The sequence below is a fragment of the Bradyrhizobium sp. BLXBL-01 genome (genome assembly GCF_051853025.1).
Lineage (GTDB): Bacteria > Pseudomonadota > Alphaproteobacteria > Rhizobiales > Xanthobacteraceae > Bradyrhizobium.
In genome coordinates this window covers 3,373,264-3,399,630 of the sequence record NZ_CP182471.1, presented here as the reverse complement: position 1 = coordinate 3,399,630, position 26,367 = coordinate 3,373,264, and the positions used below count along the sequence as shown (strand labels likewise).

Annotated in this window: 24 protein-coding genes, 1 tRNA gene and 1 pseudogene; 8 read left to right on the top strand and 18 right to left on the bottom strand. The window is 64.0% G+C overall.

The window, feature by feature from the left end; all coding sequences use genetic code 11:
• The first annotated feature begins 131 nt into the window (after positions 1-131).
• Positions 132-803, top strand: coding sequence for a TetR/AcrR family transcriptional regulator (locus tag ACNJYA_RS15595; protein ID WP_260379749.1), 672 nt, complete (start codon positions 132-134; stop codon positions 801-803).
• A gap of 183 nt (positions 804-986) precedes the next feature.
• Here the strand turns inward: ACNJYA_RS15595 and ACNJYA_RS15590 are convergent, their stop codons facing one another.
• The 10 genes and pseudogenes from ACNJYA_RS15590 to ACNJYA_RS15545 all read right to left on the bottom strand — a co-directional run.
• Positions 987-1,379 carry a RidA family protein gene (locus tag ACNJYA_RS15590; protein ID WP_439403211.1) on the bottom strand — a complete coding sequence of 131 codons (393 nt, stop codon included), beginning with the start codon at positions 1,377-1,379 and terminating at the stop codon, positions 987-989.
• A gap of 93 nt (positions 1,380-1,472) precedes the next feature.
• On the bottom strand, positions 1,473-1,688 hold the full coding sequence (locus ACNJYA_RS15585; protein WP_025037058.1) for a hypothetical protein: 216 nt from the start codon (positions 1,686-1,688) through the stop codon (positions 1,473-1,475).
• A gap of 201 nt (positions 1,689-1,889) precedes the next feature.
• The gene (locus ACNJYA_RS15580; protein WP_439366816.1) at positions 1,890-3,119 is read right to left on the bottom strand and encodes a CaiB/BaiF CoA transferase family protein; all 1,230 of its coding nucleotides are present in this window, start codon (positions 3,117-3,119) and stop codon (positions 1,890-1,892) included.
• Between the two features lie 186 nt (positions 3,120-3,305).
• Entirely contained in the window at positions 3,306-5,501 is a 2,196-nt protein-coding gene (locus ACNJYA_RS15575; protein WP_439403210.1) for a pentapeptide repeat-containing protein, read from the bottom strand.
• Positions 5,502-5,603: 102 nt separating this feature from the next.
• Positions 5,604-6,824 carry an MFS transporter gene (locus ACNJYA_RS15570; protein WP_439403209.1) on the bottom strand — a complete coding sequence of 407 codons (1,221 nt, stop codon included), beginning with the start codon at positions 6,822-6,824 and terminating at the stop codon, positions 5,604-5,606.
• A 131-nt stretch (positions 6,825-6,955) separates the two neighbouring features.
• Complete coding sequence (locus ACNJYA_RS15565) at positions 6,956-7,783, bottom strand: 3-keto-5-aminohexanoate cleavage protein (RefSeq protein ID WP_172783159.1); 828 nt, start codon at positions 7,781-7,783, stop codon at positions 6,956-6,958.
• A gap of 116 nt (positions 7,784-7,899) precedes the next feature.
• Positions 7,900-9,297: an MFS transporter gene (locus ACNJYA_RS15560; RefSeq protein WP_439403208.1), complete on the bottom strand. Its 1,398-nt coding sequence runs from the start codon at positions 9,295-9,297 to the stop codon at positions 7,900-7,902.
• Positions 9,298-9,664: 367 nt separating this feature from the next.
• Positions 9,665-9,835 carry a hypothetical protein gene (locus tag ACNJYA_RS15555; RefSeq protein ID WP_172783157.1) on the bottom strand — a complete coding sequence of 57 codons (171 nt, stop codon included), beginning with the start codon at positions 9,833-9,835 and terminating at the stop codon, positions 9,665-9,667.
• Positions 9,836-9,848: 13 nt separating this feature from the next.
• Complete coding sequence (locus ACNJYA_RS15550) at positions 9,849-10,064, bottom strand: hypothetical protein (protein WP_172783156.1); 216 nt, start codon at positions 10,062-10,064, stop codon at positions 9,849-9,851.
• A gap of 58 nt (positions 10,065-10,122) precedes the next feature.
• Positions 10,123-10,650, bottom strand: a pseudogene (locus tag ACNJYA_RS15545) (PQQ-dependent sugar dehydrogenase); the annotation flags it as partial.
• Between the two features lie 150 nt (positions 10,651-10,800).
• Here ACNJYA_RS15545 and ACNJYA_RS15540 point away from each other — a divergent pair.
• Together ACNJYA_RS15540 and ACNJYA_RS15535 are read left to right on the top strand one after the other, a co-directional pair.
• On the top strand, positions 10,801-11,661 hold the full coding sequence (locus ACNJYA_RS15540) for a DUF3800 domain-containing protein (protein WP_439403207.1): 861 nt from the start codon (positions 10,801-10,803) through the stop codon (positions 11,659-11,661).
• A gap of 230 nt (positions 11,662-11,891) precedes the next feature.
• On the top strand, positions 11,892-12,590 hold the full coding sequence (locus ACNJYA_RS15535; RefSeq protein ID WP_439403206.1) for a hypothetical protein: 699 nt from the start codon (positions 11,892-11,894) through the stop codon (positions 12,588-12,590).
• Positions 12,591-13,439: 849 nt separating this feature from the next.
• Here the strand turns inward: ACNJYA_RS15535 and ACNJYA_RS15530 are convergent.
• Together ACNJYA_RS15530 and ACNJYA_RS15525 are read right to left on the bottom strand one after the other, a co-directional pair.
• Positions 13,440-13,513 (bottom strand) — tRNA-Gly (locus ACNJYA_RS15530).
• Between the two features lie 332 nt (positions 13,514-13,845).
• Complete coding sequence (locus ACNJYA_RS15525; RefSeq protein WP_439403205.1) at positions 13,846-16,248, bottom strand: ATP-binding protein; 2,403 nt, start codon at positions 16,246-16,248, stop codon at positions 13,846-13,848.
• Between the two features lie 329 nt (positions 16,249-16,577).
• Between ACNJYA_RS15525 and ACNJYA_RS15520 the strand changes: the two genes are divergently transcribed.
• The gene (locus tag ACNJYA_RS15520; RefSeq protein WP_172783151.1) at positions 16,578-17,291 is read left to right on the top strand and encodes a substrate-binding periplasmic protein; all 714 of its coding nucleotides are present in this window, start codon (positions 16,578-16,580) and stop codon (positions 17,289-17,291) included.
• A gap of 11 nt (positions 17,292-17,302) precedes the next feature.
• Here the strand turns inward: ACNJYA_RS15520 and ACNJYA_RS15515 are convergent, their stop codons facing one another.
• Positions 17,303-17,506 (bottom strand): hypothetical protein, encoded by a 204-nt coding sequence (locus tag ACNJYA_RS15515; RefSeq protein WP_212260352.1) that lies wholly within the window; start codon positions 17,504-17,506, stop codon positions 17,303-17,305.
• Positions 17,507-17,533: 27 nt separating this feature from the next.
• On the bottom strand, positions 17,534-17,719 hold the full coding sequence (locus ACNJYA_RS15510; protein WP_439403204.1) for a hypothetical protein: 186 nt from the start codon (positions 17,717-17,719) through the stop codon (positions 17,534-17,536).
• Positions 17,720-17,932: 213 nt separating this feature from the next.
• Here ACNJYA_RS15510 and ACNJYA_RS15505 point away from each other — a divergent pair, with 213 nt between their 5' ends.
• Positions 17,933-18,313 carry a YciI family protein gene (locus tag ACNJYA_RS15505; RefSeq protein WP_172783148.1) on the top strand — a complete coding sequence of 127 codons (381 nt, stop codon included), beginning with the start codon at positions 17,933-17,935 and terminating at the stop codon, positions 18,311-18,313.
• A 4-nt stretch (positions 18,314-18,317) separates the two neighbouring features.
• Here the strand turns inward: ACNJYA_RS15505 and ACNJYA_RS15500 are convergent, their stop codons facing one another.
• On the bottom strand, positions 18,318-18,908 hold the full coding sequence (locus ACNJYA_RS15500; RefSeq protein WP_212260349.1) for a TMEM175 family protein: 591 nt from the start codon (positions 18,906-18,908) through the stop codon (positions 18,318-18,320).
• A gap of 121 nt (positions 18,909-19,029) precedes the next feature.
• On the opposite strand from ACNJYA_RS15500, the gene ACNJYA_RS15495 reads away from it, so the two are divergent.
• Both ACNJYA_RS15495 and ACNJYA_RS15490 read left to right on the top strand, forming a co-directional pair.
• Positions 19,030-21,087 (top strand): ATP-dependent helicase, encoded by a 2,058-nt coding sequence (locus ACNJYA_RS15495; protein WP_439403203.1) that lies wholly within the window; start codon positions 19,030-19,032, stop codon positions 21,085-21,087.
• A 56-nt stretch (positions 21,088-21,143) separates the two neighbouring features.
• Positions 21,144-22,124: an NADPH:quinone oxidoreductase family protein gene (locus tag ACNJYA_RS15490; protein WP_439403202.1), complete on the top strand. Its 981-nt coding sequence runs from the start codon at positions 21,144-21,146 to the stop codon at positions 22,122-22,124.
• A 48-nt stretch (positions 22,125-22,172) separates the two neighbouring features.
• Here the strand turns inward: ACNJYA_RS15490 and ACNJYA_RS15485 are convergent, their stop codons facing one another.
• Genes ACNJYA_RS15485 through ACNJYA_RS15475 form a run of 3 tightly spaced genes read right to left on the bottom strand, consistent with a single transcriptional unit; the run spans position 22,173 to position 25,296 of the window.
• Positions 22,173-23,420 (bottom strand): amidohydrolase family protein, encoded by a 1,248-nt coding sequence (locus tag ACNJYA_RS15485; protein ID WP_439403201.1) that lies wholly within the window; start codon positions 23,418-23,420, stop codon positions 22,173-22,175.
• 17 nt (positions 23,421-23,437) lie between these two features.
• Positions 23,438-23,941 carry a GAF domain-containing protein gene (locus ACNJYA_RS15480; protein WP_260379759.1) on the bottom strand — a complete coding sequence of 168 codons (504 nt, stop codon included), beginning with the start codon at positions 23,939-23,941 and terminating at the stop codon, positions 23,438-23,440.
• Positions 23,938-25,296: an MFS transporter gene (locus ACNJYA_RS15475; RefSeq protein WP_439366800.1), complete on the bottom strand. Its 1,359-nt coding sequence runs from the start codon at positions 25,294-25,296 to the stop codon at positions 23,938-23,940. The genes ACNJYA_RS15480 and ACNJYA_RS15475 overlap by 4 nt, the downstream gene beginning before the upstream one ends.
• A gap of 113 nt (positions 25,297-25,409) precedes the next feature.
• On the opposite strand from ACNJYA_RS15475, the gene ACNJYA_RS15470 reads away from it, so the two are divergent.
• Positions 25,410-26,333: a LysR family transcriptional regulator gene (locus ACNJYA_RS15470; RefSeq protein WP_439403200.1), complete on the top strand. Its 924-nt coding sequence runs from the start codon at positions 25,410-25,412 to the stop codon at positions 26,331-26,333.
• Positions 26,334-26,367: the final 34 nt, after the last annotated feature.

Sequence of the window (26,367 nt, the reverse complement as noted above, 5' to 3'; positions counted from 1 at the left end):
CCGACGTTGCGGACCCGTCGAACCCAGCCGCAGTTGCGAACGAGTCCCGATTGCGGATTGACTTTTCCGGGTCTTCAAACGATAGTTTCATACAAGTGTTTGAATTGCAACTCCCCTCCCCGAGGGCACCCATGGCCAGCGATCATACGAGGTCTGCCATTCTCGCCGCCGCCGAACGGCTCTATGCCGACCGCGGCTTCGGCGACGTGACGCTGCGCGACATCGTCGCTGAGGCCGGCGTCAACCTCGCCGCGGTGAACTATCATTTCGGCTCCAAGGACGAGCTGATCGCCGAACTGTTCGTCACGCGGTCGATCGCCACCAACCGCGAGCGCCTGCGCGAATTGAAGGCGGCGGAGGAGCAAGGCGGCGGCCGCGCACCGATCGAGGTGATCCTGCGCGCGCTGGTCGGGCCGACCTTGCGCGGTTGCCTGGGGCCGGAGAACCAGCGCTCGACCGCCGCGCGCTTCATGATCCGCGCCTCGATCGAATCCGTGCCGCCGATCCGGCGCATCAAGAACCGCGAGATCGACCATTTGCGCAAATTCGCCGGCGCGATGCGACGGTCCCTGCCCGACCGCAGCGACGTCGACATCTATTGGGGCCTCAACTTCGCGCTCGCGATGGCGCATCACACCATCCGCGAGAGCGAGCGGCTGACCAAGCTGTCGGAAGGCAAATGCGATCTCGACGACGTCGAGGACGTGGTCGCGCGCGTCGTCAGCGTGGCGACGATGGCCCTGACGGCGGGGCGGGCGGAGAGCAAAGCGCCGGCGCGTACATTGGTGCGGGATGCGCGTTGAAGATCGAGCCGCCGCCGCAGCGACGGTGTGCTCCCTCGCCCCGTTCTTACGGGGAGAGGGTTGGGGTGAGGGGCCTCTCTCCGCGCGTGAGACTTTCGAGGCACCTGTACCCCCCTCCCCCGGATTGCATCTTCGATGCAATCCGACCTCTCCCCGCAAGCGGGGAGAGGTGAAGCCACCACCTCACATCATCGCGATGCAGTCAATCTCGACGTCGAAGGGGCCAAACCATTCCGGCGTGCAGACGAAGATCCGCGCCGGCGCGTCATGCGGGAAGTAACGCGCATAGACCGCGTTGAAGGCCGCGAAGTGTTTGGTGGAGGTGCAGTAGACGTCGCACTTCATGACGTTGTCGAGGGAGGCGCCGGCCGTCTCGAGGCACAGCTTCATCTGCTCCATGATGATCTCGCTCTGGCGCTCGATCGGGGCAACGGCGATCTCGCCGGTGCCGGGGTCGAACGGTGGCAGGCCGGAGACGAAGATCATGTTGCCGGCGCGCGTCACCGGCGAGGTCGGCGCCTTCCAGCGATCGAGGAACGACGAGATCGGTTCGACGCGGAGCGCTTCGCGTTTCATGGCGGCCACCTTCGGTTCGAGCGAGTCTATCCGCTGACTACACTAATCGTAGCCGGCATGGTTCGCTTAAGCTCGAAGTGTGGATGCTGGGAACTACGCCCGCTGCGGCATCTCCTCAGCCTCTTCCTTGGCGAGCAGCAGCAGCATCTCGATGCCCATCTCACCTTCCTGCGGTGAGCGGATGAACTTGATCTCGTCAGCGCTCTGCCGCAGCGCGGCAATGATGGCGACGGCCTGATTGGCGGTGGCCGCCTCGGTCGCCAGAACGGCCTTCTGGTCCTTGGCCTGGAACCCGATCGTGTAGGACATTCACTTCCCTCCCCGAACTCAAGTGGAGAGATCGAAACAGAGTCTGAGGCAAAGCGGAAGCCTGTGCGACTACGGTCCGGGATTAGCTGGGGATTGCGGGCAAGCTCCACGCAAGCCCCAACATGGCGCGCGCGTCCATGCCTGTCGCAACAGTCGCGCTGCGCCTGAAGTCCGGCCTCTCGGCGGCGGGAACAGAGAGCGTCAGATGATGCCCTGCTGCTTCAGCGCCTCGATCTTGCCGGCATCATAGCCGAGCTTGCCGCCCAGCACCTCCTGTGTGTGCTCGCCCAGAAGCGGCGGGGCACGGTAGTCCTTTATCGGGGTCTCCGAGAGCGTCAGCGCGTTGCGGACCAGCGACAGATCGGGCTCGAAGGGGTGGTTGACCTTCACGCGCATCCCGCGCGACTGGACGTGCGGGTCGGAGAACACCTGCTCGAAATTGTTGATCGGCCCCGAGGGCACACCGGCCTCCTCCAGCTTGTCCAGCCAGTAGGCTACCTTTTGCTTCAGGAACAGGCCGGCGAAGATCGCCATGATCTCCTTGCCGTGCACGACGCGGTCGTTGTTCTTGACGAAGCGCGGATCGTTCGCGAGCTCGGGCGCGCCGAGCACGGCGCAGGTGCGCTGAAACTGGCCGTCATTGCCGACCACCAGCATCAGCTCGCCGTCGGCGCAGCGGAACACGCCGGCCGGCATGCCGCCATTGCCCCAGGTGCCGCGGCGCGGCGGCGTCTTGCCGTTGACGAGATAGATCTGCAGCCAGTGCGACAAGGATGCGATCACGGTATCGAACAGGCAGACGTCGATGTGCTGTCCCTGCCCGCCCCTGGCGTCGCGATGGTAGAGCGCCGACAGAATTCCGATCGAGGCGTTCATGCCGGTCATGTAATCGACGATCGACGGGCCGACCTTCATCGGGCCCTCGCCAGGCTCGCCGTCGATATGGCCGGTGACGCTCATCAGCCCGCCCATCGCCTGCAGGATGGCGTCGTAGCCGGCGCGCGGCGCATAGGGTCCGGTCTGGCCGAAGCCGGTCACCGAGCAATAGATGATGCCGGGATTGATCGCCTTGATGGTCTCGTAGTCGAGGCCGTAGCGCTTGAGATCGCCGACCTTGTAGTTCTCCATGAAGACGTCGGCGTTCTTGGCGAGCTCGCGGACGATCGCCTGCCCTTCGGGCTTGGCGATGTTGACGGTGACCGACTTCTTGTTGCGGTTGGCGCAGAGATAGAACGAATTGTTGTTGTTGGCCTTGCCCTCGGGGTCGGCCAGGTAAGGCGGTCCGAAGGCGCGCGCGTCGTCGCCGGTGCCCGGCCGCTCGATCTTGATCACCTCTGCACCGAGATCACCCAGCATCTGGGCCGACAGCGGCCCGGCCAGCACGCGGGTGAGGTCAAGGATCTTGATGCCTGAGAGCGGCAGGGCCGACATGTCGATTTCCTCCGGGGAACTAGATCTTGGCGGCTCAAAGCGGCCGGATCCCTTGCGGATACACCATTTTTCTCGCGCTGAGTCCTGCGCTCCGGGCATACGGCTATCCTCGGACGCTGCTCCGCAGGGCGTTCCGCACGGCGGTATTCCGCCCGGTCCCGCGTGTTCTTCGGCACACCCCTTGGCCTACGGTGCGAAGGAAGCTGTGCTCGTCCTCACACGTTCGAGCAGAGCTCTGTCCTGCGAACTCAGCTTGTTCATTTCCGGACAGGACTTGCCGTCCAGCAAGTCGCCCGCGAATTCCTTCAGCACGTCCCTGTCCTCGAGCAGAATGTCATCGAACCGGCGCTTCAGCAACGCGCGCAGGACGTAAATGCCGCCATCGCGGCAACACGCTCGATGCAGATGCTTCGCGCGCGTCTTCAGGAAATTGGGCTCGCTCGGCGCTTTGTGCTCCAGATCTTCCCAGACTGAGGGCCGGCGAGACTCAGGCTGGTCGGACACAGCCGGATCAAGGATACTAATGCGCTTGATCGCATCGTTTCGGCGCCTGACATCGGAAATGCCGTCCTGAAGCGATTGCTTGAGCGCTTCGAACGTCTCATTCGTCCAGGGGCAAGCGTTCCCGACCATCCCCTTGCATGGCACGAATCTGTTGCCCCGATAGGTTTGATCGAAAACCGGAATGCGAACCCAGGGTTGGACGGCGGCGTCGGTCAGCGGATTTGGAGGCCTGCTTCTCCAGAAGAATGATGCCTGAAGTCTGGCCCCCTCTAATCTGGCCGCGGCGAACTCGGTGCCCTGGAGATCGGCAAAATTCAGTTTGGCCGCCGACAGATCGGAGAGCAGGAACGTTACACCGTACATTTTCGTCGTTTGCAGATCCGCACCGATCAGGGACGCGCCGCTGAGCGAGGCGCCCGGCAATTCAGCGCGAAACAGTGAGGCTCCATCCAGATTGGCCAGCTGCATCGACGCCCCATGCAGATGAGCCCGGGTCAGATCGGCCCCCTGCATTTGCGCCCCATCCAACAGGGCTCCCTGCAGCGAAGCGTTTCTCATGGAGGCTGCGCGAAGCCAGGTGCAATCATGTTTGTCGTGCGGATTGGCGAGTCTCGAAGTCAGATCGTCGACCCAGACATGCTCCCACGGCTTTTCATTGCCGTTCGAGTCAGTCCTGACAAACTGCGTCTCGCCGCATCCGAATTGCGCACCTCGCAGGTCCGCACCGTCGAAATTAACCTCCTGAAGATAGGCTCCGGTGAAATCGACACCCGTGAACCGAGCCGCGGTCAGCACGGCCCCTTCCAGTCGCCGGCCTCGCAAGGACATCGGCTCGCTAGAGGACGATGCTGCGCTGAACTCCGGCAGCACAAGGCGGTTGGACCAGACGCTTACGGGCCTGCGCGTCACCGCATCGACGTCTCCTGCAACCAGCAGCGTATGCAGGGACAGGAATTTGGCCTCGCGCGAGTGTTGCTCGGCCTTTGCCGGAAGTGCCGGCGACACCCATGAGGCCGGGATAAACCGCAGGGCCGGCAGCGCCGAATGCAGCCATTCCCCCGGGAATGTCGCAAGCGCGCCGATCATCAGTATCACCAGCGCGCTTGCCACAACCGCCCCCTCAACAGGCCACCGCAGGCTATTGCGTAACCTGAGACGCGCGATCCGTCCCCGGTTGATCGAGGGCCATATCGCCCAGATGAGAGCGAGGTCGATCACCACGGCCACCCGCTGCCACCAGGTGACTTGCTCGCTGTGATAGGCCAGGAACTGGAGCTGAAACAGCATCAACAACCCGATCGGCAGCACGATCAAGCTGATCTGCGCAATGAGGCGAAACATTAAACCTACTCCGCCCGATCGGACGCCGGGAGGCCCGGCGACGAATTGAACGAAGACGTTGCTCGGCAATTGCCGGCGCAAGCTCGCGCGGATGTCATCATCGTCGATTTGCAGCCGGAGCTGCTGGTGGAAGGCGCCCGCCTTGTCGGCGAGCAGCATGAAATGCAGCAGCACATAGGCATGGACGACGAGGAAAAGGGCCGGCCCCATGATGAAGAAGGCGACTAGGGGCAGTTCGACATTCAGGAACGGAAGCTTGACCGATTTCTCGAACAGGAGATCGCGATGGGTCACGCTGCCGGCTGCGATGGCGAGATACAGCAGCACGAAGAGATAGCTGAGCCAGAGGCCGGCGCTGACATTTGCTGCATCGACGACCGCGCCGCGCAATGCGTCGAGATCGTTCGCCTTGGAAGCAAATGCCGGCAGGCCCGGCTTCGGCTGGGGAGACGCATGCCCGGCAGGCGCGTCCGCAGGCGCCGGATTGGTGCCTGCGGACGGCTCGGGACCTCCTTCAGGCACCACCGGATCCGTCATCGCTGAAACCGCTTTCGGACGAAGCGACCGAAATAAAGAGCAAACGGCAATATCGCCGCACAAGGCGGCCCTGCCGACTTTATCCGAAAGGGGATAGGCAATCTATGGGTGTATTCCTGACACCGCACCGGCCGCCCCCGCCCGAGGCCGGCGTCGAGCGAGCAGAACCAGGATCAGCACCGTCGCGCAGGAGAACGCCAGCGTCAGGCCGAGCGCGCCGCGGCTGCCGAATTGGGTGAGCAGACCGACCAGGAGCGGCGGCGAGATCGCGGAGGCCAGATTGAGCGGCAGCGCGATCATCGACATCGCCTTGGCGAACTCGGCCTGGTCGTAGAACACGAGCGGGATGGTCGCCCGCGCCACCGCCATTGCGCCGCTGCCGGCGCCATAGAGCAGGATGAAGACCGCCACCGCCCAGGTGGTGCCCTCGCTCGTCATCAGCAGCAGCATGGCGAGCGGCAACGCACTGCCCGCGACGAGCCCGGTGGTGATGCCGTCCCATCGCCCGCCGCCGAGGAAATCCAGCCCGCGGGCGCTGACCTGGATCACGCCCAGCATCGAGCCGAACAAAAGCGCCTGAGCCGGCGCCAACCCCTCCGCGCGCAACAGCTCGATCAGGATCGCGCCGATGCCGAAATTGACGAAGGCGTTCAGCGTGATTGCGGCGACGACGAGGCCGAACGTGCTCCGTGCAATCGCGGGTGGCGGCAGCCGCTTCGCCGGCGCGGCGCCATCGTCCTTTGCGATCTTCCGGCGCGGCGCGGCGAACGCATAGAGCGGGAGGCTGACGAGGAGCATCATCGCCGCGTAGACCAGGCACGTCCCCCGCCAGCCGAGATGACCGCTCAGGAACGAGGTCATCGGCCAGAAGATGCTGCTGGACAGGCCCGTCACCAGCATCAGCGCGCCGATCGCGTTCTTGGCCTGCCGCCCCGCGATCTCGTTCAACATGATGTAGGCGCCGGTCGACAGCGTCGCGCTGCCGGCGATGCCGAGGACGATCCATGCGGCGAAATACAGCATCGGCTCGCGCGCGAGCGACAGCAGCACGAAGCCCGGCGCAGTGACGATCGTGCCGACCATCATGACCGTCCGCGCCCCGTGCCGCGCAAACGATTTGGCGAGCAACGGGCCGCACAGCCCCATCGAGACGTAGAGGACGGACGTCCCCGCGAACACCGCCGGCAGGCTCATGCCGAGATCGGCGGCGAGATCGCGCCCGACGATGGCGGGAAGCCCGATCGTGCCCCATCCGACCAGCTGCGTGATCGCAAGCACTAGCAGGACCCCGATGAGCCTGCCGTCAGATTTCAAGAACTGCATTCCAAACGTCGCCTGCCCGGCAGGCGCCGAGTACGCCTGTAGCACCTGTCTACTCGGAGACTCGGGCCACGGGAACGCCGGCCGCCGAATGGCAGGCGGCAGCCGGAAGCATGTCAGGCGAGGAAGTCGCCCTACCCTGCGATGGCGAGCAGCGATCGCGCTTCGGTCGCGGTCGCAACGCGCCGGCCGTGGCGCGCGACCGCCTCGCAGGCCAAGGTCACGAGCTCGGCATTGCTGGCAGCAAGGCGCGTCTTGTCGATGCGGATATTGTCCTCGAGCCCGGTGCGGACCGCGTCCGCACCGCGGGCGAGCGCCCAGCCCATGACCTCCGCCTGGTGGCGGCCGATTCCGGCCGCGGTCCAGGTCGCCTTCGGGATCAGCCGCCTGAGCTCGCCCAGGAGAATGTCGAGCACATGCTCGTCCGCCGGCATCGCGTTCTTGACGCCCATGACGAACTGCACGTGCGGACGCGCGTCGATGAGGCCCGCCTCGATCAGGCGGCGGGCGCCATGCAGATGCGACAGATCGAAAATCTCGATTTCCGGCCGGATGCCGTTCGCCTTCATGCCGGTGGCGAGCGTCTCGACCAGCGCGGCGCTGTTCTCGTAGACGATGGTCGGAAAGTTCACCGATCCCGTCGAGAGCGAGGCCATGTCGGGCTTGAGGTAGAGCGCCGATCCGCGCGCCGAGGGATCGCGGCCGCGCCCGCCGGTCGAGAACTGGACGATCATTCCCGGACAATGCTTTTTGATCCCCTCCTGCACCTGAGCAAAACGCTCGGGGTCGGAGGACGGCGTCTCGTCATCGTTGCGGACGTGGATATGGGCGAGCGTGGCGCCCGCCTCGAAGGCCTGATGCGTCGATTCGATCTGCTCGGAGGGCAGGATCGGCACGGCCGGATTGTCCTTCTTGCGCGGAACGGAGCCGGTGATGGCGACGGCAATGACAGCGGGGTTCATCCAGCGACCTCATGATCTTCGCGCTCGCGCGCACAACGTTCGGCTCGTCTTGCTACGCGTGAAACCCTGCCGCCGCAACATTGGTCAATCGCGGCGACAGGGCCTTTGTTCGTCCGTCAGGTCGGAAGTGCGGTCGCCCGGCTTGCTGCCGCCGCACGCTGCCGCTCATAATCGGCCCGGGCCATCGGAACGGCCTGGGGATTGCCGAGATCGTCGATCTTGATCCGATAGGTTTCGCGGGCCGTGACAGCCGCCAGCGCCGCGATGACCGTGATGCCGAAGGCGATCGCCCCGATCGTCAGGGGAATGTTGGCCGATCCGGGAGGCGCCACGGTCGCGAACAACGCAGGGAGCAATGCGGTGATCGTGGTGCCGATGTTCTGCGAGATCGCCATCGCCGACACCCTTGTGCGGGTCGGAAACAGCTCCGGATAGAAGCTCGGGAAGATCGCGTTGTAGCCCTGATAGACCACGCCCCACATCAGCAGCGACAGCAGGATGGCGAGCGGCACGTTCCGGATGCTGATGGCATAGAGATAGCCGAAGGCGAGCAGGCCGGAGAGCAGCGCGCCCACGATGATCGGAGGCTTGCGGCCGACCTTGTCGGAGAGATGGCCGACGAAGGGAATGACGAACACGGCCAGCATGTTGCCGAGCACCGGGATCCAGAGATAGACGTCCTTCGCAAAGCCGATGCCATAGGCCGGCTGCACCGCGTAGGCCGCGCCGAAGATGGTCGCGACGACCGGAATCACGTTCATCAGCGCCATGCAGATGACCCGGAGCATGTCGGGCCAGCTCAAGCGGATGGCCTGGACGATCGGGGCCCGCGGCGTTTCTCCGCGCTTCTCCTCTCGGGCAAAGGCCGGCGTTTCGTCGACTTCGCGGCGGATAATGTAGCCGGCGACGATGACGAAGAAGCTGAGCAGGAACGGGATCCGCCAGCCCCAGCTGTTGAAGGCCTCGGTCGGCATGTAGGCCGCCAGCGGCAGGAAGACGGCTGCCGCGAGAATTTGTCCGGCCTGCACGCCCTGAAGGGCGAAGCTCGCATAGAAGCCGCGCCGGCCGAACGGCGCATGCTCCAGGATCATCGAGCTCGCGCCGGAGATTTCGCCGGCCACGGCAAATCCCTGCACGAGGCGCAACATCACGAGCAGGATCGGCGCCAGGATGCCGGCTTGCTGATAGGTCGGCAGCAACCCGACGGCCATGGTCGAAACGCCCATCAGGAACATGCAGACGATAAGCACGGTCTTGCGGCCATGCGTGTCGCCCCAATGACCGAGCACGAACGCCCCGATCGGCCGCGCGACGTAGCCGACGCCATAGGTCGCCAGCGAGGCGACGATCGCGACGGTGGGATTGTCGGATGGGAAGAAGATCTGCGGGAAGATCAGCGACGCCGCCGTCGCGTAGATGAAGAAGTCGTAATATTCGAGAGCCGAGCCGATCCAGCCGCTTGCAGCAGCCTTTCTGGACTGACTCATGTCATGGATCGCACGCGTGGTAGCCATCAGAGAATGTCCTCCCGATCTGTTTTGTTTGTTGACGTCCCGTTGGCGGGCTTCGTTGGAAAATTGGGCAGCAATCCCCACGCGCTCTGCGGGGCTCCGCGAGCGCTTGGCACTGCCGATCGGTGTCTTGAGTGAGGAGGAGCATAGGCTTTCGCCTGGATAACACAATTACCCAGTTATGCGATAAACCTAACATGATGTTATGGCGGGCGAACGCCCGGGCACCGGCTATGCCCGGAGGCCGGCGGCGGTACGCGCGATGACCGCGAAGCCGACTGCCTCGATTTCAAATGCCTAGACGGAAATGATGGGGGATTGCCGCGCGCGTGCGATTGATCGTTTGATCAGTTAGCTGCGCAGAGCCGCGTCAAGCCGTGTGGCCGGGATCGACGTGCTTCGGCATCTTCTTCTCGCGCTGCGGCGTCATCTTGGCCGGATCGGGCGCGCCCGGCACGCCGCGCGGGCCGAGCTGTTCGCGCTGGATGTCGTCTTCGGAGCGGGATGGCTCGACGCCGTTGGGCTCACGGGGCTTGGTCATCGCGTCGTCCTTCTCAAGCGTTGTCCCGGACGCCGAGCGCGTTGCCTCCCGCCTCGCGGCCGGGCACGCTGACATGCACTTCGTGGCCCTCACGGAGGGCCAGGGAGGCAGCGGCAACCGCGGACTCGAAGGCGGCTTCCTTGGTGGCGTACCGGCTCTTGACGTCGCCGTCATGCAGCACGCCCCATTCGTCCTGCACCGGCACGATGGCGTATTGAGCGAGACCCATTGTCCAACTCCTGGCTTTGCGTTCAAAACATCGTCTGACCTTCAACGCAGGACCGGGCTTAACGTTGCGTCAGCTGCGGATGGGTCGCGCTTACCCGCCAGACCGTGTTGCCGCTGTCGTCCGCGACCAAAAGCGCGCCTGATTTGTCGATGGCGACACCGACCGGGCGTCCGCGCGCCTGATTATCGCTGTTGAGGAACCCCGTGACGACGTCCTGCGCCGGTCCGCTCGGCTTGCCCTCCGTGAACGGCACGAACACGACCTTGTAGCCGTTGAGCACCTGCCTGTTCCAACTGCCGTGCTCGCCGACGAAGGCGCCGCCGCGATAGGCGGCCGGCAGGCTGGTGCCGGTGTTGAAGGCGAGCCCGAGCGGGGCGACATGCGAGCTCAGCGCGTAGTCCGGCACGATCGCCTTGGCGACGAGATCCGGCCGCTCCGGCTTGACGCGGGGATCGACGTGCTGGCCGAAATAGCTGTAGGGCCAACCGTAGAAGCCGCCGTCCTTCACCGAGGTCATGTAATCGGGCACGAGATCGGGACCGAGCTCGTCGCGCTCAAAGCTGAAATTCACCAAACAGCGTAACGCAAGCAATTTCCTGCATTCCCGGCTTCACGCCAAATAGCCAAAGGGCACTCAAATGTCGGGCTACCGCTCCCGAGAAGCGCCCGAAAACCACTACCATAAGGGAGATGACTCGCGCATACTCAACCACCAAATGTGTGCGCGGGGCCGGGTATGCATTTCTTCTATTGCGACGAAACCGGGTGCAACGGCACGGATCTCGTTAAAAATGTTCAAGAGCAACCGATCTTCGTCCTAGGTGGGATTTCGGTCAGAGATGAAGGTTGGCGGAAGACGTACTCCGATTTTCAGGCTCTAGTCGCGACGTATTTTGACGGCAACCTACCGCCCGGATTTGAGCTACATGCATCTGAGTTGTTGTCACCGAATGGTGACGGACCATTCACCGGCATGAGCCGAGATAATCGAAATGGCCTGGCGCAGAAAGTTCTCAAACTCATCTATGACCGCGGACACGCCGTCCATTTCATTGCACTTGACAAAGCCAAGATTGACGGCCTCGCAGTTGGCGATGAACACAACGCGTTCAATTCTAGTGTGCCTTATTTGCTCGCGTACAACTACACGGTCTCGTATGTCGAACGCTTCTGCAAAATCAAACTCGGCAAATCCGCGCGCGGGATGATTATCGCCGATCCGAAAGAAGAGTTCGATGAAGACGTCCGAAAAATGATCCACTACTACCGGAGATATGAAGCGCCAAATTCAGCTGCCCTGAAGTGGGTCGTTGAATTTAGCTACGCTATCGATTCAAAGCGACATCCAATGATTCAAATAAGCGACTTGGTGATTTTCTTGGCTAGGAAGTTTCTTGAAATGGAGTGCGGATTTAGAGAGAACTGGCCAGATAATGCGAAAACGTTTTACGCCAAATGCTACGATATGATCCAGTCGCAAGTTCTATGGAAGGATATCATTCCGCACACTGGAACCGCTGAAAGGAAGTGTCACAAACTTCTTGATCAAGTCCGAGCAACGCACAGAGCGCAGTGGAGGCGCCACTACAACCTTTAACAATTTTATAGAGCCGGTGAATTCTTTGAATTGTTGGCACCTGGCGTCGTCGCCCACGCCGTACTCCTCAACTTGTCGAGATCGATTTCTACACAGCCTCTCTTTTGAGAGTTTCGTTGTTCAGCTGATTTTGATTATATCGTACCTCATATTGAGCAAGCGCGTGTCGCGACCATTCGACTGACTGCCACGGATTTGAGCCGACCTGAGTAGCAGATGGGGAGTTTGAGATGGCTCGAAACTTTGGATCGAGCGAAACTGGCGGCTTCAACGAGATCACGAAGAAATACAAGGCAGACCCTTCGATCGAGAATTACGTGAGGCTTCGGCGCGGAGACCCGGAAGCCGAAATCGAGATCGGAACAGTCGGCGGCTTCGAGTCGATGTTCTACATGCGCGAGGTTCTAGCGCGGTACGGCATCGATCCGAAACTACTCGGAGGCATCCTAGACGCTGATCAGCACGCGATCAGCGAAATGGCCCTTCGCCTAATGGAGAAGCTCATCGAGGCACAAGCGATAGCCGCCGATGGTGAAACTCATTTGATCCGACGGGGGCTAGCTATCCCAGATAAGCTCATCGATTGGATAATCTGCTGCTCCCTCGACGCGCTGAGCTGGAATGATGACCTGATGATCCCACGTGACCTCATCGTTCTTGTACGGGAGCGTCTAGGCGGCTCGAACTTGCAATACGAAAAAGAGGGGCAAATCCGGGAGAACAAACAGAATGCTGGGCTGATAGCTGGACAGCTAATGGCCCAAGGTATCAATCCTACATTCAAAATTGTTGGTAAAGCGCTCGGGGTGGCGCCAAGTACCGTCAAGCGTTGGTTTGGGCCAGGAGAGTTTGAGCGGGAACGAGACGTTTATGCCAAATGGTTCGACAATGACGGCAACCTGCGTCCGCTCGATCAGCGTAGGGAGTGAGCGTTGCGCGCGATTGTACGTGCGCAACGGTAATGGATTGGGCATCGTTCGTGCGAACCCACAATTTCGCAGCGAGCTATGGCAAACAAACCGAAACTGAAAGTCCGAATCCCGTTCCTTTTGGAAGCTGCGGCCGAAGGCCATCTTCCCATTGTTCTACTGTTTGCACTCGCGCTGGTAACGATCACTCTGATCGGAGTTTGGCGCTAGGCAAGCGTCATCAGCCACCTTGCCGCCGCGCCAAAGAAAAAGCGCGAGAAGTTGCCTCCTCGCGCCTCTCACTAAGTCAGAAGCAGAACAAGCAAGACAATCAGTCTGATTGCATGCAGATCTGCGGTCACCTCGATACGAACCTTAAACATGACGTTTCCATGTTTGGGGTCCGTGGCCACAGACGGTTAAGTCGGTAGCATGATCATGCAGTGAGTATTTCTGGGCCTGGTGTCTCCGGCCGGAAGACGGCCCGCACTGTTACTTGATCGCTAAATATTTGCTGCTGTTTGCTGATGTTCGGGTTTTGCTGCTGTTTGCTGTTCTGCGAATTGATCTGTTTTACTGTCTGACTGTTTTGCGCGTGCTGCTGAATTTGCGTGTTTGCTGATGTGTCTGTTTGCTGACGGATCTTTGCAATTTTGCCACTAGCGTGCCCCGAAGGGCACATTCAACCTACAAACGATTTTTAATTTTGCAAGAGCAGCCATAAAAACTCTTGCTCTATTTCGATTTCAATGACTTGAGAAAATCGATGCGCACGAGGAGCGCCCGAGAAGAAAAGGGCGGATAACTTTTCCGGACTCTTGACCGGGTCCGACTGGATACAACGCGTTGAAACATCTGAATTGTTGGGATTGGAGCGGGTGAAGGGAATCGAACCCTCGTATTCAGCTTGGAAGGCTGCTGCTCTACCATTGAGCTACACCCGCGTCGGGCGATCCCCTAACACGGCTCGGCGGCGGTCTCAACTGCCGGGACGGCGGCTTTCGGCGGCTTTCCGGGGCTTTGCGTAGACGGCTGGTTCCGACTTGGCCGCCCCGCCCCTTAACAGCGGCGGGATCGACGCCTATATTGGAGACTTCCGCAACCAACGAAAGGAGGTGATCCAGTGTCTTATCTCGAGCGCTGTCACCTCGCTGGGATCGCCCGCTAGGCTTTGATTTGGGCTTGGCATCGGGGCGCTCTCAGCCCTGGACCAGCGAGCAAGAAATCGGGCGCGACGGGGCCTCCCCGCCGCGCCTTTTTCGTCTGTCGGCGCGGCTCAGGCGGGCGGCTCGCCGGCAAGCACCTCGCGAATCTTCTGCGACAGCTCCGCCTTCCGGTATGGCTTGAACAGCAGCGCCACGCCGGGATCGAGATGTCCTTCGTGAACGATGGTGTTGTCGGTGTAGCCGGAGGTGTAGAGCACCCTCACGCCCGGCCGGCGGAGGCTGACGGCTTCGGCCAATTCATGCCCGTTCATGCCGCCGGGCATGATGATGTCCGTGAACAGGAGATCGAATCTGGCGCCCTGGTCGACCAGCGCCAGCGCGGACGCGCCGTCGCTCGCGGCAAGCGTGCGATAGCCGAGGCCGCCGAGTTGCGCGATGACATAGCCCTGGACCAGCGGATCGTCCTCCACCACGAGTATCGTCTCCTGCCCGCGCGGCGTGGCGGGCGCCTGAACCGGGGCCGTCCTGGCCACCGCCTCGCCCTTTGCCCGCGGCAGGAACAACCGCATCACGGTGCCGCGCCCCTCCTCGCTTTCGATCGCGACGGCGCCGCCGCTCTGGCGGGCAAAGCCGTAGACCATGCTCAGTCCCAGCCCGGTGCCGCGGCCGACCCCCTTGGTGGTGAAGAACGGCTCGAATACGCGCTCGCGAATGTCGGCCGGAATGCCGTGACCGGTGTCGCCGACCGCAACCATCACGAAGGCGCCGCGCACGCCCTCGCCGGCGGTCTCCGTGCCGTCGAGCTCGCGGTTCGCGGTCTCGAGGGTGAGCTTGCCGCCGCCCGGCATCGCGTCGCGCGCATTGACGGCGAGGTTGACGATCGCGGAGGAGAGTTGCGACGGATCCACCATCGCGGACCAGGCCTCGTCGGCGAGCCGCGTCTCGATCTCGATTTGCTCGCCGAGCATCGGCTTCAGCAGCTTCGCGGTCTCGGCCACGAGGGCGTTGACGTCGATCTCGCGCGGCTCCAGCGGCTGGCGGCGCGCGAAGGTCAGGAGCTGCGAGGTGATCTCCGCCCCGCGCGCGGCTGCATCGTCGATCAATTGCGCGATCGCGGCGAGATCGGGCTTGTCCGCAAGCCCCTCCTGGATGATCTCGATCGTGCCGGTGATGACCGTAAGCACGTTGTTGAAATCGTGCGCCACGCCGCCGGTGAGCTGGCCGATCGCGTCCATTTTCTGGGATTGACGCAGCCGCTCCTCGATCTCGTGCTGCGCGGTGAGGTCGGTCGCGGAGCCGCGGTAGCCCAGGAAGCGTCCATCGGCGTCGAAAACCGGCTTGCCGTTGACGCTGAAATGATGCATCCGCCCGCGCGTGTCGCGTCCGCGATATTCGAATTTGCGGAACGGCTCGTGACGGTCCAGCGTCGCCAGATGCGCGCGCCATTTCTCGGGCTCGGTATCGCGATCGAGCGCCGTATCGGTGCGACGCGTGCCGAGCCGCACTTTGGGATCCATGCCGAAGGCAATCACCCGGTCAGAGAGGTAGGTGAAGCGGTGGTCCGGCCCGGTCTCCCAGAACCAGTCGGACGCGGTCTCGGCGTAGTCGCGGAAACGCTCTTCGCTCGCCCGCGCCTCCGCTTCGGCGCGCCGGCGGATGGTGAGGTCGCGCTCGAGATTGGCATTGGCCTCGCGCAGCTCGCCATAGGCCTGCTGGAGGTTCGCGCACATCGCGTTGAAGGCCTCGATCACCTTGTCGAGCTCGTCGGCATCGGAGGGCGCCCGGCGCTCCAGCCGTAACGGCGGTGGCGGCCGCGCCAGGTTGTACTTGCTGACGAACTCGGCGATGGCCACCAGATGCCGCGTCACCAGCAGATGGACCATGTAGATGATGAACAGCGAGACCAGGAAGGTCTTCGCGGCCTGGCTCGCCAGAATGACCAGGGCCCGGTTCAGCAATTGCTGATAGACTTGGCTCAGCGTGGCCTCGACGTGAAGCACGCCGATCGGGCGCGCGGTCCCCTGCATGATGGTGTTCAAGGGATAGTCGCGCGTGACGATCGAACGCGTGCCCGGCTCGCCGACCGCGATGCGGATCGGATTGGGACGATCGGCAATCTCGCGCACCTCGGCGGCGCGGATATCGGGCAGCCGCAGGATACCTTCGAGCTGGAGCTTGAGTTGGTTCTGGTCGAGATTCCACAGGCTTTCGCCGAGACTGCCGGTCGTGCTGCGGCCGATCTCGTCGAGCCGCGTCTCGATGAGACCGACTTCTCGATTGTAGTCGAGATAGAGCTGCAGCGCGGTCAGCGTCAGCGTCACGGCCGAAGAGAACAGCAGCACGGCCGCGAGCAGCCGCGGCCCGACGCCGCTGCGCGACCAGTTGATGAAGCGTGCCGGCAGCGATGAGAGCATCGACGGCGCAAGCGCGCCGATGTCGGTCAGACCCGGCTTCGCCGCCATCGGCGCGATGGCGTGGCTGCGCTTGGCGTCCTCGTCACCTGCGTTGGCCATGCACCATGTCCCCGAAATGGCGGCTCGCTGCTGCGGTCGAGCGGTTGCAGTCTCGAGCAATCCATGAGACGCCCGTCTCGTCACCCGATGCAAGCGACATCCCGTCGGCCCGCGAGCCCGAGGTCGGCAAGTCACGTCTTCCGCCCCGCAGCGGGACCGGTGGGCAAGCTACCACTGCGCGTGCTAGAATGACATCGGTGAAAGTCCGGTAGGCTCGCAGCACGAGCGGGCAGCGATCGTTGCGGCCGGCGTGCAGGCGCCAACTCCCGGTAGATCGCGCCGGCAGCCGGATGCCTGGGGTAGCGATGCACGGCCGAAGGAGACGCCTGATGTGGCGGCTAGCCGTCGCCTGCCTGTCGCTGCTCGCCGCTGATCCTGCGTTGGCGCAGGACACGATCCGGCTGGCGCGCATCGCCGACATCCCCGATCAATATGTCGGCGGCGAGATGCTGCGGGCCGTCTACGCCAAGCTGAACATCAGGCTGGAATTCGAGGACGTGCCTGGCAAGCGCGCGCTCGCATTGTCGAGCGCCGGCGAGGTCGACGGCGAGATCCAGCGGATCGGAACGCTCTCGCGCGAGTACCCGACGCTGGTCCAGGTCACGCCGGCGATCAACTACATCGAGCCGGCGGTGTTCGCGACCAAGCTCCGGTTCGAGGTCGCAGGTTGGGATTCGATCAAGGATTACAGCATCGGCATCGTCCGCGGCGTCGGCTCCTCGGAAGCCGGCACACGCGGCATGGCCCGCGTCACGGCGACTAGCAGCCTCGAGAACATGGTCAGGATGCTCGATGCCGACCGTTTCGACGTGATGGTCACCGACCTCTTCAGCGGGCTCGCCACGGTGAGGAAACTCAATCTGCAGGCCAGGATCTACCCGCTCTCCCCGCCGCTCGAGCGCATCCACATCTACCACTACCTGCATGAACGCCATCGCGATCTGGTGCCTGAGGTTGGCAAGGTGATCGCTCGGATGCAGGCGAGCGGCGAGCTGGCCTCACTGCGCGAGGCCCTGGTCAGGCAGGTCTTGAGCGGGCAATGACGAATGCTGCGTCAGCCGGTGCGAAGCCGCTCGCGCAGCGCGACCGCGGCGATCAGCATGCCGACGCACCAGGCCACGACCGCGCGGTGCGGCTCCTCCCCGAGCAGCACCGTGAGCAGGCTCGTCAGAAGGCACGGGACGATGGCCTTGCAGGTCCGGCTCGTCAGCGCGAGCAGGAACGGCATCGCCGCGATCGATATCTGCAGCACGTCCATTTCGAATGCCGGTCTTGCCGGGAGGCTTCAGAAACCGAAGATGCTGAGCACGCGCCGCCGTTTGCCGCGCCGACTCTCGACGATCCGCTCGCCGCCGTTCTCGGCCGAGCTGCCGTAATAGCGGTGATGGCCGGCCTGGTCGTGCAGATCGGCCGGCTCCGACTGTCCCGCCCGCCGCGCGTCGCAGTTGATCTTGATGGTTTGACCCGACATTGCCGCCTCCAGCAAAAGCTTGTTGTTCGTGGTTCATCAGTCGCGGCCTGTTCCGGCGGCGTTCACATGGCAAGGCCGCAATTGGGTTTCAGGATGGTTTCGCCGCTTGCCGGCCACGCAATATTCTGCTTCGGGAGTGTCGGCAGGGGCTGCCGTGCTGCGTCCTTGGGACTCGGGTAAAAACCACGCGCAAAAGAAAAAAGAGAGGTGACGATGCTCTACGCGATCCTGGCCTACCACGTGGAAGACGAAGTCCTGTCCTGGACACCGGAGCAGGACGCCGCGGTCGTCGCCAAAGTCATCGAGGTTCAGGCGCCCCTGCGCGCCAGCGGCCAGTTTGGACCGGCTGCCCGGCTCGATGAGACCCGGAAGGCCCGCACCTTGCGTGGCCCCGGCGCGGGAATGGTGCTGGACGGGCCGTTTGCCGAGACCAAGGAGCAGCTTCTGGGCTTCCATTTGATGCAATGCGCCACCGAGGAGGAGGCGATCGCAGCGGCGCGGAAGCTGCGTGCGGTCAATCCGACGGCGGTGTACGAGATCCGCCCGGTCAAGCTTTACGTGCCGGCCGATGGGTTCGGCGCGACATCTGGCTAAAGTCCTACGCGCCCGGCTCGGTCCGGTTGGGAAGGAAGCGCTGGATCACGATGCCGCCGAAAGCGACGAACCACAGGAAGGGTGCGGCCTGCGGCGCGAACGCCGCAACGATCGTGCCCGGAATGAACACCAGCAGCGGAAACAGCGAGGCCATGATTTCGTTGCGCCAGCCGCCGAGGATCGTCCACCACAGCCAGGCGTTGAGGCCGGCGATCGCGGTCAGATGCAAGCCGTAGAGCACGGCGACGGCGTTGCTCATGCCGTAATTGGTGTAGAGGCCGTTTGTGACAGGCAGCAGCACGATCGAGAGCAGGAAGAACAGGTTGAGGATCACGTCGCCGCGGCTGCCGATCGGCTGGCGTGCCAGCCGGCGGTGATGGCTGATCCAGAACACGCCGGAGATGATGAAGCTCAGCGCCAGCCCGGCCAGCTTGCCGGAATAGACATGGGCGAGCTCGCTCCAGCCGGGGGCGCTGGTGAACACCGCCGCCTTCGGCAGGTCGTAGGCCAGCAGCGTCATGGCGACACCGAAAATGGTGTTGCTGAGCGATTCCAGCCGCCGCATCTCGAACTGGTCGGGCTTGAGCTCGGTCATCTCGCCATGGGGTGCTGGAACCTAAGGGCCTCTTCCCCCTAAATCCTAATTCCAGTCCCGTCCAGCCGCATTGCGCTTCGCGCCGGGATCGCCGAGTCTCTTCCTTTCACCGGGGCGATTCGTGGCGACATATCTGGACACGCTCAATGCGGAGCAGCGCCGCGCCGTCGAGCATGGCGTGGCCGAGGGCTCGACCGTGGGCGGCCCCCTGCTCGTCATCGCCGGTGCCGGCTCCGGCAAGACCAACACGCTGGCCCACCGCGTCGCGCATCTGATCGTCGCGGGCGTCGATCCCCGCCGCATCCTGCTGATGACGTTCTCCCGCCGAGCCGCCGCGGAGATGGCCGGCCGGGTCGAGCGCATCGCCCGCAAGGTGCTGGGCGAGAACAACGCCGCGATCATGCGCGATGCGCTGACCTGGGCCGGCACCTTCCACGGCATCGGCGCGCGGCTGCTGCGGGAATATGCCGAGCGGATCGGCGTCGATCCCGCCTTCACCATCCATGACCGCGAGGATTCCGCCGACCTGATGAACCTGGTGCGGCACGAGCGCGGATTGTCGAAGACCGAGAGCCGCTTTCCCGCCAAGGGCACCTGCCTGTCGATCTATTCCCGCTGCGTCAATGCCGAGATGGAGATCGAGAAGGTGCTCGCCCAGCATTATCCCTGGTGCGCGGGCTGGGCCGCCGAGCTGAAGGGCCTGTTCACCGCCTATGTCGAGGCCAAGCAGGCCCAGCACGTGCTCGATTACGACGATTTGCTGCTGTACTGGTCGCAGATGATGAGCGATGCGCTGATCGCTGAGGAGATCGGCGGCTGCTTCGACCACGTGCTGGTCGACGAATATCAGGACACCAACCGCCTGCAATCCTCGATCCTGCTGGCGCTCAAGCCCAATGGGCGCGGCCTCACCGTGGTCGGCGACGACGCGCAGTCGATCTACTCGTTCCGCGCCGCCACCGTGCGCAACATCCTGGACTTTCCGCAGAGCTTCTCGCCGCGCGCGGAGATGATCACGCTCGACCGCAATTACCGCTCGACGCAAGCAGTGCTGTCGGCGGCGAACGGCGTCATCGGCCTCGCCCGCGAGCGCTTCACCAAGAATCTCTGGACCGACCGCACGTCGGGCAGCAAGCCGCAGCTCGTCACCGTGCACGACGAGGCCGACCAGGCGCGCTACATCGTCGAGGCGGTGCTGGCCAACCGCGAGCAAGGCGCGCTGCTCAAGCATCAGGCGGTGCTGTTTCGCACCTCCTCGCATTCGGGTCCGCTGGAGATCGAGCTGACCCGCCGCAACATCCCGTTCGTGAAATTCGGCGGGCTGAAATTCCTCGATGCCGCGCATGTCAAGGACGTGCTGGCCCTGTTGCGCTTCGCCGAGAATCCGCGCGACCGCGTCGCCGGCTTTCGCATCCTGCACCTGCTTCCGGGCGTCGGCCCGGCGACGGCGCAACGCGTGCTCGACCAGATGGCGGAGAGCACCGACCCGCTTGCGGCGCTCAGCCGGCTGCCGGTGCCGGCGCGCACCGGCGAGGACTGGACCAGCTTCGTCCGCACGGTCGAAAACCTTCGCTATTCGGAATGGCCCGTCGATCTCGAGCGCGTGCGGCTCTGGTACGAGCCGCATCTCGATCGCATCCACGAGGATGCCGAGACACGCCGCGCCGATCTGATGCAGCTCGAGCAAATCGCGAGCGGCTATGCCTCGCGCGAGAAGTTTTTGACCGAGCTCACGCTCGATCCGCCGGATGCGACCAGCGACAAATCAGGTCCACCCTTGCGCGACGAAGATTATCTGATCCTCTCCACTATCCACTCCGCCAAGGGCCAGGAGTGGAAATCGGTGTTCGTGCTCAACGTCGTCGACGGCTGCATGCCGTCCGATCTCGGCGCCGGCACCAGCGCCGAGCTCGAGGAGGAGCGCCGCCTGCTCTATGTCGCGATGACCCGCGCCAAGGACGATCTCCACCTCGTCGTTCCCCAGCGCTTCTTCGTCCACGGCCAGGCCGCCAAGGGCGACCGCCACGTCTACGCCTCGCGCACCCGGTTCATCCCGGAGCAGCTGGTCTATTTGTTCGAGCGCACCGCCTGGCCGAAGGCAGCGGCGGGCGCCGCGCGCACCGCGGCGCAGGGGCCGAAGATCGACATCGGGGCAAGGATGCGCGGGATGTGGCGGTAGACGCAAGAGGCTAGTGTCGGGACCTGTCAGGATATCTGGAACAACCGAGGTCCGACATGAAAGCCGTCGTCGTCGAGCAATACGCCCCCATCGATCAGATCGAGCTGAAGGACATCCCGCCCCCGTCCATGGAGCCCGGACAGTTGCGCATTCGGGTGGAGGCAGCGGGAATTGGATTTGTCGATGGCTTAAAGATTCAAGGCCTCTATCAAACCAAGGACCCCCTTCCCTTCATCCCCGGAACGGAGTTCGCAGGGATCGTGGACGAAGCCCCGGGCAGGCCGGGAGGTTATCAACCCGGCATGCGCGTGATGGGGATGACGCTCTCGGGCGCGCTTGCCGAAGAGATCGTCGTCACCCCCGCGGCGCTCTATCCCCTGCCGGACGGCGTCGCGGCCGAGGTCGCCGCCTCGTTTCGCGCCAATTACCTGACCGCGCTCTATGCGCTCAGTGCACGCGCCTCGCTCTGCGCAGGCGAACAGCTTCTGGTGCTGGGCGCCGCCGGCGGTACGGGAGTCGCGGCAGTCCAGATCGGCAAGTTGCTCGGCGCCCGCGTAATCGCAGCGGCATCGACACCGGACAAGCGCGAGTTCGCGCAACAACACGGCGCCGACGCTGTGATCGACTACACGCAGACCGGCTGGCGCGACAAGCTGAAGGAATTGACTGGAGGACACGGCGCCGACGTGATCTTCGACCCCGTCGGTGGCGACGTCTCGGTGCAAGCCTTTCGCTCCATCGCCTGGCGCGGACGCCATCTGGCGGTTGGCTTCGCCGCCGGTGCCATCCCCGCGCTGCCGTTCAATCTGCCGCTGCTGAAGGGTGGCGCCCTGCTCGGCGTCGACCTCGCGCAGCTTCCAACGCGCGAGCCCGAGTTGCAGAAGCGCCTGATGTCGGAGCTGACGGGCTGGCTGGCCGAGGGCAAGCTCAAGCCCGTGGTCGGTCGCGTCTTTGCGCTGGACGATTTCCGGGAAGCGTTCAGGACCATGCAGACGCGTGGGGCGCTCGGTAAGATGGTCGTGCGCATCTCGAGATAGGAGCCGAAGATCGACATCGGTGCGAAGATGCCCGTGATGCGGCGGCAACTACGCGCCCAGCCGGTCGAACTGGACCTTGCCTGCCTTCATCACCAGCGGAATGTGCTCGCCCTGACCGAGCAGGCAGGCGACGTCGCGCAGCGGATTGCCGTCGACCACCAGCAGGTCCGCGATGGCTTCGGGTGCGATCCGGCCGAGCTTGCCCTCCATGCCGAGCACTTCGGCGCCGATCAATGTCGCGCTGGCGATGACGGCGCGCGGGCCGAGGATCTCGGCGCGAATGCGGAATTCGTCGCTCTGCAGGCGCTGCGACGGCCCGAGCAGGTCGCTGCCGAACCCCATCTTCACACCGGCGTCGCGATAGATTGCGAGCGAGCGCAGCCCGGCGTCGCGGACATCGGCGATCTTGGCGACGCTCTCCGGCGGCAGGCCATATTGGGCGCCCTCGTTGGCCAGCGCCTCATAGGTGACGAGCGTCGGCACGACATAGGCGCCCTTCTCGGCCATGAAACGCGCGGTCGGCGCATCGACCAGATTGCCGTGCTCGATGGTGCGCACGCCGCAGCGGACCGCGCGTTCGATGGCCACAGCGGTATAGGCGTGGGCGAGCACATAGGTCTGGCGCCCGCGCGCCTCCTCGACGATGGCGCGGATCTCGTCCTCGGAGTAGCCGAAGGCGCCGACCGGATCGGTCGGCGAGGCGACGCCGCCGGAGGCCATGATCTTGATCTGGTCGGCTCCCATCTGCAGCTCCTCGCGCGCAGCCTTGCGCACGCCGTCGACACCGTCGGCGACGCGCGCCAGCGCGCCGACCCGCACGCAGCAGGGACATGGCGCATCGCTGGCGAGGTAATCCGAGCGTGCCCGCATGTCGCCGTGGCCGCCGGTCTGGCTGAGCGCGCGGCCGGAGACGAACAGCCGAGGACCGTCGGTCAGGCCGGTGTCGATCGCCTGCTTCAGCGCGTGGCCGGCGCCGCCCGCGTCGCGCACAGCGGTGAAGCCCCGCCGCAGCATGCCGCGCAAGAGCAGCGTCGAGCGCAGCGTCACCAGCACGTTCGGCATATGCACCTGCTGCGCCAGATTGAGCTCGACGGCGATGGCGTGAACATGCAAATCGATCAGCCCGGGCATCAGCGTCTTGCCTTTGAGGTCGATGATGCGATCTGCGCTGGCCTGGAGCGGCCGGTGCGAGACCTCCTTGATCACATCGTCCTCGACCAGCACGTGCTGTCCCTCCAGCAAATCCGGCTGGAGCGGGTCGAGCAGAGCGGCGTTCTTGAAGAGGATGCTGGTCATGGTCGTTTCCTGTCAGGTCAGGACGAAGTCGCTGTCAGCAGCGCGGGCAGCGCGAGCTGTGCAAAGGGAAGGCACGCGGCGACATCATCTTCGCCGTACCAGCCCGCCTCGTGAAGCAGATTGAGCGAGCCGAGCGTGCGCCCACGCCAGCGCACGGGGATGTTCAGCACGCTCTCGCAGCCGAGCGAGGCGATCAGCTCGTGATCGGAGAACACGGTGCGCAGATCATCCCGCGTATAGCCGATATAGGCCTCGCCGCGGTCCAGCACGGCCTCGGTCCACGGGCCCGGTGCAAGGCACTTGCGTCCGCCAGCCGGGTACGCACCAGGCAGATTGGAGTAGAGCCGCGCCAGTTCGCTGGCCGCCTCGTCATAGGTCAGGACCGTGAACAGCTTGTGCCCGATCGCCAAGTTCAAGCCTTGGTCGAGCGCAGCGAATAGAGCATCCGGCTGGTCCACCCTGCCCTGCGCCGCCGCGACGGCGCAGAGCAGCGGATCGGCCTTAAATTTCGTCCGCGTCATGCCACCTCGCCCGCCGCGATCTCCTCCAGCGAACGGCCGCGCGTCGGCACGCCCATCAGCACGACGGTGACAGCCCCGAGCAGCAGCACGGTGGTTGTGACGCCGAACACGCCGGCAAAGCCGAAGTTCGGATAGAGATAGCCGACCAGGATCGGCGAGACGATCGCGCCGATGCGACCGATTGCGGAAGCGAGCCCGGCGCCCGTAGTCCTGACCGGCGTCGGGAACACCTCGGCGGTATAGGCATAGACGCCCGCATAGGTGCCGTTCATGAAGAAGGACAGGAAGATTCCTGCCGCCATGATTTGTTGATCGCTTTGCGCGAAAGCGAGCCCGAGCGCGCTGATACCGCCGAGCACCATGTAGGTCGCGATCGTCGCCTGCCGGCCGATGCGCTCGTTGAAATACGCGGCGCTGAAATAGCCGGGGATCTGCGCACAATAGATCGCGATCGAATAGGCGAAGCTCTTGGTGATGCTCATGCCGTTCTGGACCAGCAGGCCCGGGATCCAGACGAAGAAGGAGTAATAGCTGAAGGTGATCGCCAGCCACATGATCCAGGTCATGATGGTGATGCGCGCCTGGCGGGGCGCAACAAGCGCCGCGAAATTGGCCAGCAGCGTGCCAGCGGTCCCGGGGGGTGCCGCGACTTCGACGACCGGCGGTGGCAGGACACGGCCTTCACGCGCAAAGCTCGCCTCGATCCGGTCGAGCACGGCTTCGGCTTCCTTCTCCCGTCCCCTGCTCTCCAGCCAGCGCGGCGATTCCGGCAGCGCCCGGCGCCACCACAACAGCATGACGACGGGCACCGCGGTGATCACCAGCACGATGCGCCAGCCGTTGTCGGAGGTGGGAACGATGAAGTAACCGAGCAAGGCCGCGGCAACGAAGCCGAAGGAGAAGAAGCCCGCGAGCGCCCCGGTGAAGCTGCCGCGATAACGCCGCGCCACGAACTCCGCGAGATAAGGCGCGATGATCGCGCTCTCCGCGCCGGTGCCCATGCCGGCCACGACGCGCGCGGCGAAGAAGGATGGCCATGTGTCGACCATCGCGCTCACGATCGATGCGGCGCAATACAGCGCCAGCGCCGACATCATCACCGCGCGGCGGCCGATCAGGTCGCCCAGCGTGCCCGCCAGCAACGCCCCAAACAGAAAGCCGATATAGGTGCTGCTGCCGAGCACGCCGATCTGCACGCTCGTCAGATTCCACGCCGTGCGCAACACCGGCAGGATGAAGGCCAGCACCGCCGCGTCCATCGCGTCGAACATGTAGCCGAGCCCGCCCATAAGCAGCAGGTGGGTGTGGAAGCGTGCGAAAGGAAGGCGCTCGATGCGCGCCGATATCATCGACATGAAAGTCCCCCTCTGATGTCACGGGCCCCGGCGCGCCGCTCGGGAGGGAACCATAGACAAAGTGACATTATCGTCATAATTTATAATCATGATCTGATATATCACGATGGTGAATGTCCGTGTCGTTCCGCGCGCTCGACCTCAACCTCCTGAAAGTGTTCGAGGCGCTGATGACCGAGGGCAGGGTCACGCGCGCCGCGAATGCGTTGCGGATGACCCAGCCCGCGGTCAGCAACGCGCTCGCGCGGCTGCGCGATGCGCTCGGCGATCCCCTGTTCGTGCGGGCCGGCACCGGCATCCGCCCGACCCAGCGTGCCGTGGTGCTGTGGGAGCCGATTGGCGAGGCGCTGGAAAGCGTGCGCGGTGCACTCGACGAGCAGGTGTTCGATCCCGCCCGCGCGCAGACCGAATTCAGCCTGTCGATGTCGGACTACGTCTCCTCGCTGGTGATGCCGAACCTGCTCGGCCATCTCGGCAAGGTTGCGCCGAAGTCGCGCGTCCACACCGTGCCCAATACCGTCGTCGAGATCGCCGACCAGCTCGAGGACAACAGGGTGGACTGCGTGCTCAGCGTCTATGTCAACGAGGCGCAGCAGCCGGCCGCCATCCGCTCGCGCTCGCTGTGGACGGTCGACTATGCCTGCTTCATGCGGCGCGGCCATCCGCTCGCCGCCCAGAAACGGCTGAGCACGCGCACCTTCCTCAACGCTGGACATGTCGACGTGAGCCTCGCCGGCAAGACCATGCCGTCCTACGATCTCTTCCTGGCCTCGCGCGGGCTGTCGCGCAATCTGGTCGCCACCGTCAATCATTACAGCGCCGCCTACGAGGTCGTGCGGCAATCTGACCTGATCGCGGTGCTGCCGAGCGATCTGCGCTCGCAATCGAGGCACGCGCCGCTCCTGCATGCGATGCCGCTTCCCCTCAAGGCGCCGCCGCGCATCGTCAGCCTGTTCTGGCACCAGCGCAACGACACCGTGCCGGCGCAGCGCTGGCTGCGCGAGACCCTGGTCGATATGTTCGCCAGATCCGATTGAGCCCACAGGTTCGATGTAGAATCGGAAACGTTGC